Annotated in this window: 20 protein-coding genes; 8 read left to right on the forward strand and 12 right to left on the reverse strand. The window is 62.0% G+C overall.

What is annotated here, in order from left to right; all coding sequences use genetic code 11:
• Positions 1–67: 67 nt before the first annotated feature.
• The gene (locus AC1RLZ_RS15280; protein WP_493189282.1) at positions 68–1,108 is read left to right on the forward strand and encodes an aliphatic amidase; all 1,041 of its coding nucleotides are present in this window, start codon (positions 68–70) and stop codon (positions 1,106–1,108) included.
• A 64-nt stretch (positions 1,109–1,172) separates the two neighbouring features.
• Here AC1RLZ_RS15280 and AC1RLZ_RS15285 read toward each other — a convergent pair whose 3' ends face one another.
• Genes AC1RLZ_RS15285 through pxpB form a run of 3 tightly spaced genes read right to left on the reverse strand, consistent with a single transcriptional unit; the run spans position 1,173 to position 3,749 of the window.
• The gene (locus tag AC1RLZ_RS15285) at positions 1,173–1,943 is read right to left on the reverse strand and encodes a LamB/YcsF family protein (protein ID WP_493189283.1); all 771 of its coding nucleotides are present in this window, start codon (positions 1,941–1,943) and stop codon (positions 1,173–1,175) included.
• A 31-nt stretch (positions 1,944–1,974) separates the two neighbouring features.
• Positions 1,975–3,021: a 5-oxoprolinase subunit C family protein gene (locus AC1RLZ_RS15290; protein ID WP_493189284.1), complete on the reverse strand. Its 1,047-nt coding sequence runs from the start codon at positions 3,019–3,021 to the stop codon at positions 1,975–1,977.
• Positions 3,018–3,749, reverse strand: a complete 732-nt coding sequence (pxpB, locus tag AC1RLZ_RS15295; RefSeq protein WP_493189285.1) for a 5-oxoprolinase subunit PxpB — start codon at positions 3,747–3,749, stop codon at positions 3,018–3,020. The genes AC1RLZ_RS15290 and pxpB overlap by 4 nt, the downstream gene beginning before the upstream one ends.
• Before the next feature lie 252 nt (positions 3,750–4,001).
• On the opposite strand from pxpB, the gene AC1RLZ_RS15300 reads away from it, so the two are divergent.
• On the forward strand, positions 4,002–4,700 hold the full coding sequence (locus tag AC1RLZ_RS15300; protein WP_493189286.1) for a ribonuclease activity regulator RraA: 699 nt from the start codon (positions 4,002–4,004) through the stop codon (positions 4,698–4,700).
• Positions 4,701–4,727: 27 nt separating this feature from the next.
• On the forward strand, positions 4,728–5,132 hold the full coding sequence (locus AC1RLZ_RS15305; protein WP_493189287.1) for a (R)-mandelonitrile lyase: 405 nt from the start codon (positions 4,728–4,730) through the stop codon (positions 5,130–5,132).
• A gap of 22 nt (positions 5,133–5,154) precedes the next feature.
• On the opposite strand, the gene AC1RLZ_RS15310 is transcribed toward AC1RLZ_RS15305, so the two are convergent.
• From AC1RLZ_RS15310 to AC1RLZ_RS15330, 5 genes are all read right to left on the reverse strand, one after another.
• Positions 5,155–5,952: a transporter substrate-binding domain-containing protein gene (locus tag AC1RLZ_RS15310; protein ID WP_493189352.1), complete on the reverse strand. Its 798-nt coding sequence runs from the start codon at positions 5,950–5,952 to the stop codon at positions 5,155–5,157.
• An 88-nt stretch (positions 5,953–6,040) separates the two neighbouring features.
• Positions 6,041–6,799 carry a DUF2147 domain-containing protein gene (locus tag AC1RLZ_RS15315; RefSeq protein WP_493189288.1) on the reverse strand — a complete coding sequence of 253 codons (759 nt, stop codon included), beginning with the start codon at positions 6,797–6,799 and terminating at the stop codon, positions 6,041–6,043.
• Positions 6,800–7,016: 217 nt separating this feature from the next.
• On the reverse strand, positions 7,017–7,487 hold the full coding sequence (locus tag AC1RLZ_RS15320; RefSeq protein ID WP_493189289.1) for a hypothetical protein: 471 nt from the start codon (positions 7,485–7,487) through the stop codon (positions 7,017–7,019).
• Positions 7,488–7,578: 91 nt separating this feature from the next.
• A complete protein-coding gene (locus AC1RLZ_RS15325; protein ID WP_493189290.1) occupies positions 7,579–9,003 on the reverse strand; it encodes an amidase in 1,425 nt (474 codons plus the stop codon).
• A 70-nt stretch (positions 9,004–9,073) separates the two neighbouring features.
• Positions 9,074–10,063 (reverse strand): hydroxyacid dehydrogenase, encoded by a 990-nt coding sequence (locus tag AC1RLZ_RS15330; protein ID WP_493189291.1) that lies wholly within the window; start codon positions 10,061–10,063, stop codon positions 9,074–9,076.
• Between the two features lie 203 nt (positions 10,064–10,266).
• On the opposite strand from AC1RLZ_RS15330, the gene AC1RLZ_RS15335 reads away from it, so the two are divergent.
• The 4 genes from AC1RLZ_RS15335 (at position 10,267) to AC1RLZ_RS15350 (ending at position 12,078) form a co-directional block, all read left to right on the forward strand.
• Positions 10,267–10,941 carry a Spy/CpxP family protein refolding chaperone gene (locus AC1RLZ_RS15335; protein WP_493189353.1) on the forward strand — a complete coding sequence of 225 codons (675 nt, stop codon included), beginning with the start codon at positions 10,267–10,269 and terminating at the stop codon, positions 10,939–10,941.
• A 65-nt stretch (positions 10,942–11,006) separates the two neighbouring features.
• Positions 11,007–11,228, forward strand: coding sequence for a hypothetical protein (locus AC1RLZ_RS15340; RefSeq protein ID WP_371423305.1), 222 nt, complete (start codon positions 11,007–11,009; stop codon positions 11,226–11,228).
• Positions 11,229–11,309: 81 nt separating this feature from the next.
• Positions 11,310–11,567, forward strand: a complete 258-nt coding sequence (locus AC1RLZ_RS15345) for a hypothetical protein (protein ID WP_371423304.1) — start codon at positions 11,310–11,312, stop codon at positions 11,565–11,567.
• A 202-nt stretch (positions 11,568–11,769) separates the two neighbouring features.
• Positions 11,770–12,078: a DUF930 domain-containing protein gene (locus AC1RLZ_RS15350; protein WP_493189292.1), complete on the forward strand. Its 309-nt coding sequence runs from the start codon at positions 11,770–11,772 to the stop codon at positions 12,076–12,078.
• A 42-nt stretch (positions 12,079–12,120) separates the two neighbouring features.
• Here the strand turns inward: AC1RLZ_RS15350 and AC1RLZ_RS15355 are convergent, their stop codons facing one another.
• Together AC1RLZ_RS15355 and AC1RLZ_RS15360 are read right to left on the reverse strand one after the other, a co-directional pair.
• Positions 12,121–12,996, reverse strand: coding sequence for a LysR family transcriptional regulator (locus AC1RLZ_RS15355; RefSeq protein ID WP_493189293.1), 876 nt, complete (start codon positions 12,994–12,996; stop codon positions 12,121–12,123).
• Between the two features lie 528 nt (positions 12,997–13,524).
• Entirely contained in the window at positions 13,525–13,713 is a 189-nt protein-coding gene (locus AC1RLZ_RS15360) for a hypothetical protein (protein WP_493189295.1), read from the reverse strand.
• Positions 13,714–13,913: 200 nt separating this feature from the next.
• On the opposite strand from AC1RLZ_RS15360, the gene AC1RLZ_RS15365 reads away from it, so the two are divergent.
• Complete coding sequence (locus AC1RLZ_RS15365; RefSeq protein ID WP_371423299.1) at positions 13,914–14,138, forward strand: hypothetical protein; 225 nt, start codon at positions 13,914–13,916, stop codon at positions 14,136–14,138.
• A gap of 85 nt (positions 14,139–14,223) precedes the next feature.
• Here the strand turns inward: AC1RLZ_RS15365 and AC1RLZ_RS15370 are convergent, their stop codons facing one another.
• Both AC1RLZ_RS15370 and AC1RLZ_RS15375 read right to left on the reverse strand, forming a co-directional pair.
• Positions 14,224–15,027, reverse strand: a complete 804-nt coding sequence (locus AC1RLZ_RS15370; RefSeq protein ID WP_493189296.1) for an outer membrane protein — start codon at positions 15,025–15,027, stop codon at positions 14,224–14,226.
• A gap of 168 nt (positions 15,028–15,195) precedes the next feature.
• A complete protein-coding gene (locus AC1RLZ_RS15375) occupies positions 15,196–15,450 on the reverse strand; it encodes a hypothetical protein (protein WP_493189297.1) in 255 nt (84 codons plus the stop codon).
• Between the last annotated feature and the right edge of the window lie 44 nt (positions 15,451–15,494).

Consider the following 15,494-nt stretch of genomic DNA (forward strand, 5'->3'; position numbering starts at 1 on the left):
GTAAATCCACGTATTCCCGGTCTCCCGCCGGCGGCCCACCATCGCCTGACAACGGGAGATCAGCGCGATGCATCACGGCGATATTTCATCCAGCAAGGACGCGGTCGGCGTCGCCGTCGTGAATTACAAGATGCCGCGGCTGCACACCAAGGCCGAGGTGCTGGCCAATGCGCAGAAGATCGCCGACATGATCGTCGGCATGAAGTCCGGTCTGCCCGGCATGGATCTGGTGGTGTTTCCGGAATATTCGACCCAGGGCATCATGTATGACTCCAAGGAAATGTACGAGACCGCCTCGATCGTACCCGGCGAGGAAACCGAGATTTTCGCGGAAGCCTGCCGCAAGGCCAAGGTCTGGGGCGTGTTCTCGCTGACCGGCGAGCGACACGAGCAGCATCCGCACAAGGCGCCCTATAACACGCTGATCCTGATGAACGACAAGGGCGAGATCGTTCAGAAATATCGCAAGATCATGCCATGGGTGCCCATTGAAGGCTGGTATCCCGGCAATTGCACTTATGTCTCCGAGGGGCCGAAGGGCCTGAAGATTTCGCTGATCATTTGTGACGACGGCAACTATCCCGAAATCTGGCGGGACTGCGCGATGAAGGGCGCCGAACTGATCGTGCGCTGTCAGGGTTACATGTATCCCGCCAAGGATCAGCAGGTGCTGATGGCCAAGGCGATGGCATGGGCCAACAACACTTATGTTGCTGTGGCCAACGCGTCAGGCTTCGACGGCGTGTATTCCTACTTCGGACATTCAGCGATCATCGGTTTCGATGGCCGCACCCTCGGCGAATGCGGCGAGGAAGATTACGGCATTCAATATGCGGCTCTGTCGAAATCACTGATCCGCGACGCGCGACGCACCGGACAATCGGAGAACCATCTCTTCAAGCTGCTGCATCGCGGCTACACCGGCACGATCAATTCCGGCGAAAGCAACAAGGGCGTCGCGGCATGTCCGTTCGATTTCTATTCGACCTGGGTGAACAATCCCGATAAGGCGCGGGAGAATGTCGAGGCGATCACGCGCAAGACTGTGGGTGTGGAGGAATGCCCGATCGAGGGGCTGCCGCATGAGGGGATGTTGAACGACAGGTGATGAATTCACTGTCATTTCCGGGGCGCTTGCGAAGTCGCGCGCGCCCCGGAATGACGATGGAGTTCTAAAGCGCCGTCTTGAACGGCGCGACCTCAATCCCTGCTGCCTTCAATCCATCGCGCACATGCCGCCCCAGCTCCACCGCGCCGGGCGTGTCGCCGTGGATGCACACGGTGTCCATCTTCATCTTGATCACCTTGCCGGTGATTGACGTGACAGCGCCGTCCTGCACCATCTTCACGACGCGGTCAGCGACCATGACGGGATCATGCAACACCGCACCGGGCTTCTTGCGCGAGACGAGGTTGCCGTTGTCCTCATAGGCGCGGTCGGCGAACACTTCATGGGCGAGCGGCAGACCGGCGGCTTCGCCGGCAGTCACCAGCTTGGAATTCGCCAGCACCACGAAGGTCAGATTGCGATCGACAGCCTTGATGCCGGCTGCGATGGCGCGGGCAGTCATGTCGTCCTCGCAGGCGACGTTGGAAATCGCGCCATGGGCCTTCACATGGGTCACCTTGTAGCCTTCCATGGCGGCAATCGCCTGAAGCGCGCCGATCTGATAGGCGATGAGGTTCTCGATCTCCAGTGCGGTGAGACCGACGATGGGCCGGCGGCCGAAGCCATGCAGGTCGCGGTAGCCCGGATGCGCGCCGATCTTGACGTTGCGTGCCTTGGCGAGCTGCACGGTCTTGCGCATCACGTCGGCATCGCCGGCATGATAGCCGCAGGCGATATTCACTGACGTCGCGAGATCGATCATCGCGGCGTCGTTGCCCATCTCCCACATGCCGAAGCTTTCGCCGAGGTCGCAGTTCAGATCGATGGTCGCCATGGTCGTGCTCTTTCGTAGGTAGGGTTCCAAATCAGTCTTGCGCGTCTGCCGTCTGCAGTGTCTGCCACGTATTGTCGTCGGTCGCGCTGACGGCCACGCCGGCGACATTGGCCGACAGCAACGCCTTGATGTCCAGCATCAGGATGTTGGAATCATGGACACGACCGGGCAGGCTCTGCAGCAGTTCGGCGAAGGCGCGGTATTCCGCCTGCGCCTCCGCCATGGTGATCGCCTTGAAGCGGAAACCGCGGCCCGGCTGGGTCTGGCCGAACCGGCCGAGATCCGCCGAAATCACGGTCGCGATTTTCGGATAGCCGCCCGATGTGCCACGGTCGGGCATCAGCACGATAGGCTGGCCGTTGCCTGGCACCTGGATGCTGCCATTAACCGTGCCGTCGGAGACGATGTTGTGGCCGTGGAGATGCTTGATCACCGGCCCCTCAAGGCGATAGCCCATGCGGTCGCTGGTCGCCGAGATCTTCCACTCGCTGTTCAGGAACAGTTCCCTGGCTCCGCCGAATTCATCATCTTGCGGGCCAAGCACCACGCGGATCGGTCCTTCGACAGGCGCCGGCAGGTCGATGCGCTTCTCGTTGGCGCTGCTCGCAGCCGCCACCAGCAATTCGTCGCCGGCCTGCAGCGGGCGCGGATAGGGACTGCCGAGACCGGCGCGGGCATTCACGGCCAGGCTGCCGAACATCGGCTCGCCGCGCACGCCGCCTTCGATGGCGAGATAGCCGAAGGTGCCGGCGCGGGCGACGCCGAGATTGAGGCTCTCGCCGTCGGCCAGCGTGACGGATGTATTGACGTTGAATGGCGTGCCCGCGATATCGGCCGGCCGCGCCGCGCCGGTGAGCGACACGCGCACCGCGCCGCCTTTGGCGGTGAAGACCGAGTTCAACGGACCGAGTTCAATGGTCGCTGCGAACAGCGGGTTGCCGAGCAGGGCATTGGCCGCGGCCATGGCCAGTCGATCAACCGCACCGGACGGCACAAGCCCATAGCGCTGTGCGCCGAACCGGCCGACGTCCTGAACCGACGTGCCGGGACTGACGGATGTGACGATGAGCTTGCTCATGGCGCAATCAGCTCCGCGATGAATGCACCGGCTTCGGCCGCGCGGTCCTGCTCGGCAAATGTCTTCTCATCGACCGCGGTGAAAGTGATGGCGTCTCCAGGCTCCAGAAGAAATGTCGGATCGCGGCCGAGCTGATAGGTCCGCACGGCGGTGCGCCCCAGGAGATGCCAGCCACTCGGGCCCGCGAGACATTGCACGCCGGTCTGGATGCCGCCGATAGAGATCGTTCCGGGCGGCGTCAGCAGCCGTGGATTCTGCCGGCGCGACATCTGCATCGAACTCGGCAGCCCGCTGAGATAGGACCAGCCCGGCGTGAAGCCGATCATCGCCACCTTGTAGTCGCCGCCCACATGGCGCGCGACGACTTCGTCCGGCGTGATGTTCAGCGCCTTCGCGACGTCTTCGAGATCGATGCCGTTCTCGCCGCCATAGGCCACGGGGATGCGCCAGCGCCGCGCGGCTTGGGCCTCGGGCAACGGCTTGAGCGCCAGTTCGGTGAGTGCGTCGCCCAACGCCTCGAAGCCGATCTGCAGGGGATCGTAGTGCACCAGCAGGGAGCGATAGGTCGGTACAGTTTCGGTGACAGCGGCGAGGCCGGCCGATGCGACGAGTTTGTCGAGCGCCAGCACCCGGCGGTTGGCTTCCTCGTCGATCGTACGGCTGAATTCGACGGTGATGGCTGCATCGCCTGACGGTAGGATGCGGGGCGGGGGGAGAGTTGCGACCATGGCCTCACAACGTCAGTATTGGACAACCATGTATAGCGCGTTTTACCGGCGAGTGGAATTCGCAATCTAAAAATAACCGTGCATCTTCAATAAATTAATGCGCATGTTCGCGATAAGCCGGGCTGATCGCAGACGGTTCACGACATTGCATGGCGCTTTGAAGCAGCAGCCCTTGACGCGCTGGCATTCCACCGCAAGATGCGCCGCCGCAAGTCCAACGTCCTGCATCCTCTGACCTGAAGAGCCCTGCGCATGTCCCTGACACCCGAAGCCATTGCCACCCTGTCGAAGGTCACCACCGCGACCATCACCACCGTTCTCCTGAAGAAGGGCCTGCGCAATGTCTGGCTGCGCGGTGCCAAGCCGCTGCGTCCCGGTCAGCCGCGTCTCGTCGGTCCGGCCTTCACCCTGCGCTTCGTCCCGGCGCGCGAGGATCTCGCCACTCCGGAATCGTGGTCGTCGCCGATCTCCACCCGCACCGCCATCGAAGCCATGCCGGAAGGCTGCATCGCCGTGGTCGACGCCATGGGCATCACCGACGCCGGCATTTTTGGCGACATCCTCTGCGCCCGCATGCAGAAGCGCGGCGTGGTTGCGCTGATCACGGACGGCGTGGTGCGTGACATCGAAGGCGTGCTCGGCACCAATCTGCCAGTGTGGTGCGACGGCTATGCCGCGCCGCCGTCGGTCGCCGGTCTGACTTTTGTCGGCTGGGGTGAACCGATCGGCTGCGGCGGCGTTGCCATCTTCCCGGACGACGTCATCGTCGCCGACCAGGACGGCGCTGTCGTGATCCCGAAGGCATTCCTCGATCTGATCCTCGCCGAAGGCGCCGAGCAGGAGCGTATGGAAGCGTGGATCGTCAACGAGGTGAACAACGGTGCGACGCTTCCGGGCCTCTATCCGATGAATGCCGAGACCAAGGCGCGCTACGCCGCGTCGAAGAAGTAACTTACACAGCAACAGCGAGACCGTGCCATGAAGCTTTTTCCCGCAGGTTCGCGCCCGACCAACAGGGCGCCAGAGGAATACTTCACGGGCACGGTCTGGCAGGACCCGGTCATTGTCGCGGAAGCGCCGGCGCGGCTGGTGACCTTCCGCGTCAGCTTCGAGCCCGGCGCACGCACCGCCTGGCACACCCATCCGTTCGGGCAGACGCTCTACGTCATCGCAGGCGTCGGGCGCTTTCAGACCGAGGGTGAACCGATCGTCGAGATCAAGCCGGGCGACACCGTCTGGATTCCACCGGGTGAGAAGCACTGGCACGGCGCGGCACCGACCACCGGCATGACCCATATTGCCATGCAGGAAGCCCTCGATGGCAAGACCGCGGACTGGATGGAAAAGGTCAGTGACGAACAATATGCGAAGCCGGTCGGCTAGGTAACTGATCCCCGGCGTATTGCTATTCGAACCAGCGGCTGACGGCGGCACGGAAGCTGCCGTCTTCCTGCATGATGTGCAGCCACTGATCGACGAACGCTTTCAGCGCCACATCGCGCTGGAGCCAGTAGGCCTTCTCGGCAAAGTCGAACGGCGCATCAGGATGCACGGCGCAGAGCACGCCGTGGTGCAGCTTCTGCTGATAGCGGGTCTCTGACGCGTCGGTCATCATCAGGTCGGCACGGCCCTGCGCAATCTCGTCGAAGATGCTGGTATTGTCGTTGAAGACGGTGATGTCGGCTGCCTTGATATGCGCCCGCGCAAATCGCTCATTGGTGCCACCGGGATTTACGATGACCTTGACGCCGGGGCGGTCGATTTCGGCGAGTGTGCCGAATTTGCTCGCATCGGCGCAGCGCGCGATCGGCGTTTTGCCCTCGCGCATGATGGGAATCGAGAACACGCCCTTCTTCTGCCGGTCGAGGGTGATCGACACGCCGCCCATCACCATATCGAACTGGTCTGCCGCAAAGTCAGCTGACAGTTTCGGCCAGCTGGTCTTCACATAGTCAACCTTGACGCCGAGCGCTTTTCCGAGCGCTTCCGCCATCTCGACGTCGAAGCCCTTGAACGATGTCGTGGCCGGATCGAATGCGCTGAACGGCATGTAGTCGCCGGTCAATCCGACACGCAGCGTCCCGCGGGCGATGATGTCGTCGAGGCGGGACGGTGAGGGCGCAGGGGCCGGCATCTGCGCCTGCGATGGTGCGGTCAGCAGCAGGCAGGCCGCAAGCCAGGCGGCGATGATCCGGATCATGATGTTTCCCCCGTCTGAATCGTGGGCGCGCCATTTCAACTGCGCGCTGCGTGACAGCTTACAGGGGATGTCCGAGCGTTCAATCCGCTGATCAGTTCACCCGCGTCCAGGTCTGGCCGCCGCAGAACATGCCGCCGAAGGCACAGCCCTGGACGCGCAGCGTGTCGCTGCCCTTGAGCGCGATGGTCGAGTCATAGGTGCTGCCACTGTTCGGATCGAATATCTTGCCGGTCCATTTGTGATTGCCGGGCTTCATGTTGATCAGCACCTTCTCACCATTGGCCTCGGTCTTGGCATTCATCGCGTAGCCGCACAGATTGACGCCGCATTGTTCGATGCGAACCCTCCCTTCCTTCTTCTCGGTCATCCAGATGCCGAGCGGCGTGGCCGCGGCGGCAGGCGTAACCGGCGCGGACGTATCCGGCTTGCTAACTGGATCGCTGGGCGGTGCATTGGCGACCACGGCGGACGGAGTGAGCTTCTCGGCCGGAACGGGCGCCGGTGCAGGCTGCGGGGCCACTGCGACGGATGGGGTGACAGCTGTCGTCGGAACTGCGGCCTCTTTCGGGGCGACAACGGGCTTCTGCGTCTCCACGGGCTTGGCCGCCTGTTCGGGTCGCGGAGCGGGAGGGGCCAGCTCGCGGGCCTCGCGGTCACGCTCGCGCTTGCTGCGCTTGGTGCCATATTCGTAAATGCCGGGAATGGAAACCGAGATGCAGTCCGTCGAGTTGCAGTCGCTTGGCGCTTCGATGGTAATTGTGCGGCCGCCGATATCGAACGAGTAGCTGTCGCCGGCCTGAGCGACGGTGCTGGTCAGCAGGATGGTGGCGAGGGCGAAGTGCAACTTCATGTGTCCTCCAAAGCGGTTGAAATCCTGACCCTGAGCAGCGTCGCGGATGCGCCCGAACACTGTGATCCGCATCGCTCAGGGGGAATTGCAATTGCTTTGGTGTGTGGCGCCGACTGAAGAAGTGGTTCAATCCTGCGCCGGACATCGTCGGTTTGAGGCAGCGTGATAGGCCTCAACGCCGCCGCCGGACGGCGGCGTCGCCTGAAACAGGCTTTCGTCAGTAGTCGCTATACCGCGAAGCGCTGCTGCCCACGGTCATCTGGCTCTTGAGCGTCTCGAAACGATCGCGCGCAGCGCGTTCGCGTCCATCGATGAAATCAATAATCGCGTCGCGCGGCATTGGCCCTGTGGAAATCGGCCGCGAACTGCCGATCGTTTCATCGACAAAATACTGGCCGTTGTCGTCGCGACGCGCGGTCCAGCGGAAGCGAATGGCATCCAGCGGACCCGGACCGAGCCGGGAGTAGCCGTCGACTTCGATGGCCTCTGGAGCCGTAGAAGGCGACTCGTGTTCGACGAGCGGTGCTTCGGGCTCCGCGGCGACCATGACAGATACAGTCTCGGTGACCACGGTTTCTGTGACCACAGTGACCGACGGCTGCTCGGCCTCACGCGCTTCCGCTTCCTTGCGGTCTAAAATGCTCGCAATGGCCGCGAGGGCGTGATCGGTCGGATCGTTCTGGGTCATCGAAATGCGCCTCTCTGCAATTACGCAACGTCCACATAGGACCGATATCTAAACGGCTGTGGTTTCATTTTGGTAATCGCTGTGGCTGTTTTTAGGCAGAGATCGGCGGACGCCTGTCTTTCCAGGGCCGGATCTGCTCGAGCTGGCCCGCCAGACGGAACAGCATGGCCTCGTCGCCGAAATGCGCCGTGAACATCATACCGATCGGCGGGCCTTTGCTGCTCCAGGCCAAGGGCACCGACATGGACGGCTGGCCGGTCATATTGGCCATGCTGGTGCCTGGCATGTAGCGGCGGAGCAAAGGCGCGACATGGCCGAGATCGTCCGACATCGTGTCGATTTCGCCGATCCTGATCGGCGGCGTGCAGAGCGTCGGCGACAGGAAGATATCGCAGCCGGTGAAGAACTCGGTGACGCTGCGTGAGATCTGGAAGGCATTCTGCAGTGCTGTCACGTAATCAACTGCGCTGGCCTTGCGGGCATTGTGTGCGCTGCCGAGTGTGAGTTTCTCGAAATCATCGGAGGTCATCGGGCGGCCGAACTTCTTCTCCGCAAATTGCACGGTCGCGGCCGTATTGGCCGACACGATCGCCGCAATCACCTGCGCAGGGTCAAGCGGCAACACCGGCGCGCGTTCTTCGACATGATGACCCTGTGCTTCGAGCAACCTGGCGACATCTCGGACGGCAGCGGCCACTTCGGGATCGATGGCATCGCCATAGGGCGACTTGTCGGTGAAGAAGATGCGCAGCCTGCCGGGATCGCGGCCGGCTTCATCGAGAAACGGGCGCTCCGGCGCGGGCGCCATATAGGGGCTGGTCAGTTCAGGCCCGTGAACAGCATCGAGCATCGCGGCGCTGTCGCGCACGCTGATGCTGACGACATGGCCGCAGGAAAAACCGCCCCAGCCTTCGGCCTTGTCAGGACCTGTCGGATTGCGGGCGCGGGTCGGCTTCAGGCCGAACACGCCGCAGGCCGAGGCGGGAATACGGATCGAGCCGCCGCCGTCGCTGGCATGCGCGACCGGCAGGATCCGCGCAGCCACGGCAGCGGCTGCGCCACCTGAGGAGCCGCCTGATGTATGATCGGGATTCCAGGGATTGCGCGTCGGTCCGTGCAGCCGGCACTCCGTCGTCGGCATCAGTCCGAATTCGGGGCTCGCACTCTTGCCGAATATTGTGAGGCCGGCATCGAGGAAACGCTGGGCGAGGGTGCCGGTGTGATCGGCGACAAAGTCCTTGTAGAGACTGGCCCCGAAGGTCGTGCGCGTGGTGTCGAGGAGTTCGAGATCCTTCAGCAGGAATGGCACGCCGGTGAACGGCCCGTCGGGCAAACCCTTGTCGATCTGGCGCTGCGCATAGTCCTCATGGTGCACCACGACGGCGTTGATCCGGGGATCGACGCGTTCGGTGCGCGCCACGGCTTCGTCGAGCAGTTCGCGCGCGCTGACCTGCTTGCTGCGCACCAGTCCGGCGAGGCCGAGCGCGTCGTGATCGCCGTATTCCTTGAATGCCATCGTAGGGGTGCTCTGGTGAGGATTGCGGAAGTGCTGGCGCGGACAACCATCCGCGCCAGCAATCGACGGTTCAGCCGAACACATCCGCATTGACGGCGTTCTGCTTGATCGGCTCGCCGTCGAGCACGCTCAACATATTCAGCGCGGTCTGGGCGCCCATGCGGTCGAGCGCTTCGCGGGTCACGCCGGCAACATGCGGCGCGATGATCACGTTCGGTAGTTCGAACAGCGCATGACCGAGCGGCGGCGGTTCGGCTTCGAACACGTCGAGGCCGGCGCCGGCGAGCTTGCCTGAGACCAGCGCATCATGCAGTGCGGCTTCGACGATGATTCCGCCGCGTGCAGTGTTGATGAGATAGGCCGTGGGCTTCATCCGCGCGATCCGCGCGGCGTTGAACAGGCCGGTCGTCTCCGGGGTCTTGGGGCAATGCAGGCTGACGAAATCCGCGCGCGGCAGGACCGCATCGAGATCACTCACGGGTTCGCATCCGGCGGCCTTGATGGTATCGGCCGAGACATAGGGATCATAGACCAGCACGTTCATTTCCATCGCCTGGCAACGCTTGGCGGTGCGGGTGCCGATGCGGCCGAAGCCCACCACCAGCACGGTCTTGCCGAACAGGTCGAATGGCAACGCGCCGAAACGCGACGCCCATTTGCCTTCCTTGACCATGGCGTGAAGTTCAACCGCGCGCTTGGCGAGCGTCAGCATCATGAACAGCGCCTGTTCCGCGACCGAGGGCGAGTTGGCGGTGCCAGCAATCATCAGCGGCACCTTGCGCTTGGACAGCGCCGGCACATCGACCGCGTCGTAGCCGACGCCGATGCGCGCCACCACCTTCATGTCCTTGCAGGCTTCGAGTTCGGGCTCGCCGAACCGCGTGGCGCCGAGCGCGGTGCCGTGGACGGGTGCGTGTTGCTCAATCAGCTTGATGTAGTCGGCAGCGGAAATCAGATTGCTGAACTTGACCACTTCGATGTCATCGCGTGCATTGAACAGGTCCATTCCCTGGGTCGACATCGACTCGGTGATCAGAAGTTTCTTCTTGTTGGTCGCCATTTCCACCCCTTGAAGCATTCTATGTTGTTGCGCACCCGCCAGTGGCCACGCGGGCGTTATCTAACAGGCTTGGCTCGATGAGGTCTACCATTGGCGGAGACGCAGCGTGTGGACTTGGCCGTGTTGAAGCCACTATGGTTGCTGATGATCGCAAGTGATTTGCTGCGCCGCGAAATTGCGGTGAGGAGACGGTGATGACCAAAATGAATTTGCCCAAGCGCACGCTCCGACCACTGCGTCATGTGCTGTGCGTTGCCGCCGTTCTGTTGCTCGGAAATTCCGCGGCGGTTCACGCGCAGGGGCTGGTGCAGGGCGTGCAGCAGGGTGCGAGAGACGGCAATCGTGCGGCCGGGCCGATCGGTGGCGTGCTCGGTGGCGCGATCGGCGGCGTGGTGGGCGTTGTTGGCGGCGTCCTGGGCGTTCCCTCGAACAGCAATGTTCGCGGTCCCGTCGGCGGGCAGTCGGGTGCCAAACAAACCAAGGCCGCCAAGAAGGGCGCTCAACCCGCGGCGGAGCCGGAACTGACCGCGGAGCAGATCGTCGCGAATAGCGATGCCAACATTACCCGTATCAAGGCGTCACTCAACCTGACGCCGGAGCAGGAAAAGAACTGGGCCGGCTTCAGCAGCGCCATGCATACGCTCGGCAATAACGGCGCGGAGCGTCTGAAACTGCGCATCGCCCGCGCTCAGCGCGATCCGCCGGATGACATCATCGAGCAGATGCGCAACGAGGCCCAGTTCCTCAACGACCGGGCCGTCGATCAGCGGGCCGTTGCCGATGCTGCGGAACCGCTATTCGCCACGCTGGATGACAAGCAGAAGGCGCTGTTCATCCAGGAGATGGTCGGCCTCAGCCGCGAGCGTGGTCTCGACTAATTGCCGCAGAGCGGAACCTCTTGTTCACGGGGACGTTTTTCCTTCATCAGATGAAGGAGACGATCATGGCCGAGAAATTCGATCCCGCGCCCCACGACAAATACGCTGTCGGCGTGAAGGAAGCAGCGCGCGCTGATCGCAAGACTCATGAGGAACTCAGCACCGGGCTGAAGGACAGTTTCCCGGCTTCGGATCCTGTGAGTGCTACGCAGCCGGACCGCTCGAAACACGATAACGACGATCGTTCATCGCTCTGGAACAAGATCACGGGCGTCTTCAAATCCTGACAGCTCGCGCGGTTGTAGTAATTGGTTAACCATGGGTGCCGCACAATGACCTCGGGCTTTGACTGATGATGGAGACAGGCGTTGGCGACCGTGTTCTCTGACAGTGATCTTGAAGCAACCGACATCCCGCCGGCTTCGCGGCGGGGCGATGTCTTCACCATCCACGCAACGCGCAATGACCAGAGCATGGTGACGCACCGGATCATTCCGGACGTTGCTGTCGCGCAGGCCCGGACGCTGAACGATGCGGGGTGGCGCGTCAGCATCTCCGGTCTCGGCGGCCGCCAGTTCCTGCCATCGGAATTTCACCAGCTGCTCACATTCAAACGGATCGGCTGACGATCCAAAATTTGAACCCCGCCGGTAACACGAGCGGGGTTTTTTGCATGTGCGAACATGATAGGTTCAAGCCGAAGAATCCTCCCAACTCACATAAGGTAATTGGCATAAGTCAATGGAAAAAATTGCATTTGCAGTCCTGGCTATTGCCTGCGTCGCTGCGCAGTCTCCCCTATATGCAGCGTCGTCGCGGACCGATCAGATGCTCAAACTGTCGCCGGAAACCCGTCTGGAGCAGCGTTGCGATGCGCGCGCCATGGGCGCCGTGGGCCGTGAGCACAAGGGATACAAGCCGGACGAGTTCGTTGCCTATGCGTTTGCCGATCCGGTCATTCGCGGCAACCAGATCAAGGCGCCGGGCGGTGCCGTTCGCAGCGGGGGCAAGTGGTACAGACTATCCTATGTCTGCGAGACCAGCTCTGACGGACTCGAGGTGAAATCCTTCGCCTATCAGCTCGGCGCTGAAGTGCCGCGCGGCGAATGGGACGAACACTATCTGGTGCCGCGCTGACGGCCACAGCAGCCCGTATTCAGGTCCACGATCGTGGCGGCACTATAGGTTCACGACGCCTGGTGACTTGAAAAAGCGTGACGAGATCTCGTTGAGCAAGTCCGTGCTCTGCATCGTCTCCAGGTTCGAGCGCGCGCACAGCAACGCTTTGAGAGGCGGCAGGTGCGGCAAGTAATATTCCTGCGCCCAGACGAGCGCAGGTGGGATCATCCGTTTCGGAATCGCGGTGATGCCGATGCCGCTTTCAACGGCTGCCAGCTTGGCGTGATAGTCGGGACTGTTGAATACAATCTTGTAGGAGAGGCCGTGGCGCGTCAGCGTCCGGATCATCAGATCGTCGCCCGGCCAGGTCAGAAGCGGGATCGGTGAGCCCGGACTGAGGACGAACTCCTTCGCGCGCACCCAAACGAATTCCTCGTCTGTCTCATTGACGATCAGGTGCGAGGCTTCGCTGCCCATCTCCGGATTTTCGAGGATGTAGGCAATGTCGATATAGCCGTCGATCAGGCCCTTGGTGATGCTGATGGAGTTGTCTGTATGAATGACCAGATCGGTCAGGCTTTGGGCGGTCTGGTTAGTGAAGAACTCCCGGACGAACAATGTGCTTAATCCCAGCCGGATGGGCTGCGGATGATGGGCGGCGCCGCCGATCCGCAGCATCTGGTCGTTAGCCTCGAGGATGCGGCGGGCCTGGTGCAGGACCAGCTTGCCGAGCTGTGTGGCGGTCGTACCGTTGACCGTTTTGGTGAAGAGGTTGCCTCCCACCATGGCCTGGATGCGCTTGATTTGGGAGCTGACGGCCGGTTGGCTCAGGCCCAGCCGTTCGGCAGCCTTGGTCAGGCTGCCAGTCTCGGAGATCGCCACAACGGTACGGACGATCTCGATGGGGATGTTGAGCGGCTGATATCGCTTGTGCATTGCGACATTCCAGGGTCATCGAATAGATCGGTCCATCAACATCTATAGTTGTGTGGCGATGGACCGCAATCGAAGAGTTTAAATGCACTCTAAACTGCGTGAAAAGACGTATCGCCGCGAACCTGCAATCTGGATAATTCAACCGGAATAAGGTAGCTCACTACTGCTGCGATTCCCCAATCGGGTAGCGCGCTCTTTAAGCAATTATAGGTTGTCTGTTCCACGCTCGCATCATGCGCGAAAACGCGCAGGTCCGGGCGAGCTGTTCTCGGTTTTCGGAGACTGCAGATGCCCGGTACCCGCGGAGCTTACCTCAACGACAATATTCGTACCGAGCATTTGAAATGTTCGTACTGCAGGACCCAAGTCTATTTGATCAAGATCGAGTCGGACGACGAGGGCGGGGAGGTTCGCACCTTTGGCTGTCCACACTGCGCCGCATCGAAATCGTTGCGTTTGGCACCGCGCCGGGGCAGCTCCTGGGCCTGCTGAACTCGCTGCCGACCAGATCGTCTGCTGATCGACCGACTAGAGTCGGTCGACGCGCAGGAAGAAGGCCCAGATGACGGACAGGACGGCAGCGATGATGAGCCATGACGGGTTCATGCAGAAAATGTCGCCATAGCGGCACACCTGCATCGCCCATCCGCTGTTATTGATGCTCGCTGCATAGAACACACCGGCAGCGACCGTCAGAATGCTCGCAATCATGAACATGGGACGCTCCAATAATATTGCCGCCACACTGTTCTGCATTCTTGAAGCAGCCGTGAATCTGATCGCCGAAAGTCGGGGTCTTCCTCACATTGGGTGCAGAGACCGCTAGCCCGATACCGTCGCAGGTTCGTTTGAGGCTTTGTTAACCGCGAGTCGCCGACAGTTCCTGCGGGGACCTTGCGACGTTGGGGAGGCCTGATTTGGCCAAATACGAGACGACGAAATACGCGCAGATGCGCCGCTGCCGGATGGCGCATCTCCATGGCGAACTGATCGACGAACGATTTAGCGATGATGCCGACAGCGTTTTCGTCAACGGCTATGTTCATGCCGTCCGTCCGGATCTGACCTGCTGGCCGCTGCGCTGGACCATCACGGTAGAGCCGTATCCGGTCGAAAGTCGCGCTTTGGCGATGACGGGTTGAGCCGCGCAGTGCGCATCAAAAACTGGTATCGAAAGAAAAAGCCCTCGCTTCGGAGGGCTTTTTCTTTCGATGCGTTCCGCAGCGATCAGTAGCGCGCGACCGACGGGCCGCCGAAATGATAGTTCAGTCCGCCGCGCACCGTATTGGTCTTCAGATCCACATCGTGGGCGATGATACCGGTTGCCGCGCCGGGACCGGTGAAGACCGGCGCCGTTACCGACTGCTTGCCGAAGTCGGTGTGGAGATATTCGACCTTCGCCGACCAGTTCTTGCTGAAGGCGTGTTCGATGCCTGCGCCGATCGTCCATCCCGCTACGGTCTTCGACAATGATGCGGCTTCGTTCTGGCCGGTCGTGTCGGTGAGCGACGACGCAAAATTCAACTCGGTCAGTGCGAGACCGCCGGTCGCATAAAACAGCGTGCGATCGACCGTATAGCCGACGCGCGGGCGCAGCGTGACCAGCCAGTCGCTTGTCACCGAGCTGGCCGTGGTGAAGGACCCGCCGGCCGGGAAGGGGGCGGTGAAACCGCGCGACTGTTTCAGGCCGAAATAATTCGCATCGGCCTCGACGCCGAACAGCCAGCGATCGACCTGATGATTGTAGCCAATCTGGCCGCCGCCGGTGAAACCGTCGGGATTGAGCCGCGGTGAAGATGCTGCGATCGCCTGCTGGTTTGCAATCGGCGCCGTGCCGTTGACGAAAGCATTGGAGACGTTGCTCTGGCCCCAGGAGCCGCCGGCATTGCCGCCAGCATACCAGCCGCCCCAGTTGTAGCCTGCTTCAGTCGCCGCGGGCGCTTTGGTCCACACGCGCGACTGCAGGTCGGCGGCAGCGGCATTCACCGCGCCCGACGCTGCGATGATCGCGGCCAGCCAAAGCGTTCGCATCCAGAACCTTCCATCGCCCTGAAGATATTGAGCGAATTCGACACAAGCCTTAGCTGGAAACGCGGACCTTGGCTGTCACCGGAGGGCAACAGAAGCAGAACAATACCTGAGTAAGGCAGCAGAAAGCCCGGCCACGTGGGCGGCCGGGCTTTCCGTAATTTGGTGTGATCAGTAGGCGCAGACGTTGACGGTACGGACGCGCGGCCCACGGCGGGTTTCCACGACGCGGCGCTGCAGGCAGCCATCGGTCAGGCCGCCGACATAGAAAGCGGGCCCGCCATAGAAGGCGTGGTGACCGTAGCCACCCCATCCACCGTGCCAGCCGCCAATATGCCAGCCATGAGCCGACGCAGCGCTGGGGGCGAGGGCGGCCGCACCGAGTGAGGCCGCAGCGATCAGTCCGAGGGTCATTTTGCGAAACATAGATATTCTCCATGGGTGGGCGCGGTGCGCCTTGCTGTGTCCCT

This window comes from Tardiphaga sp. GW822-FHT04G09, from assembly GCF_058800725.1.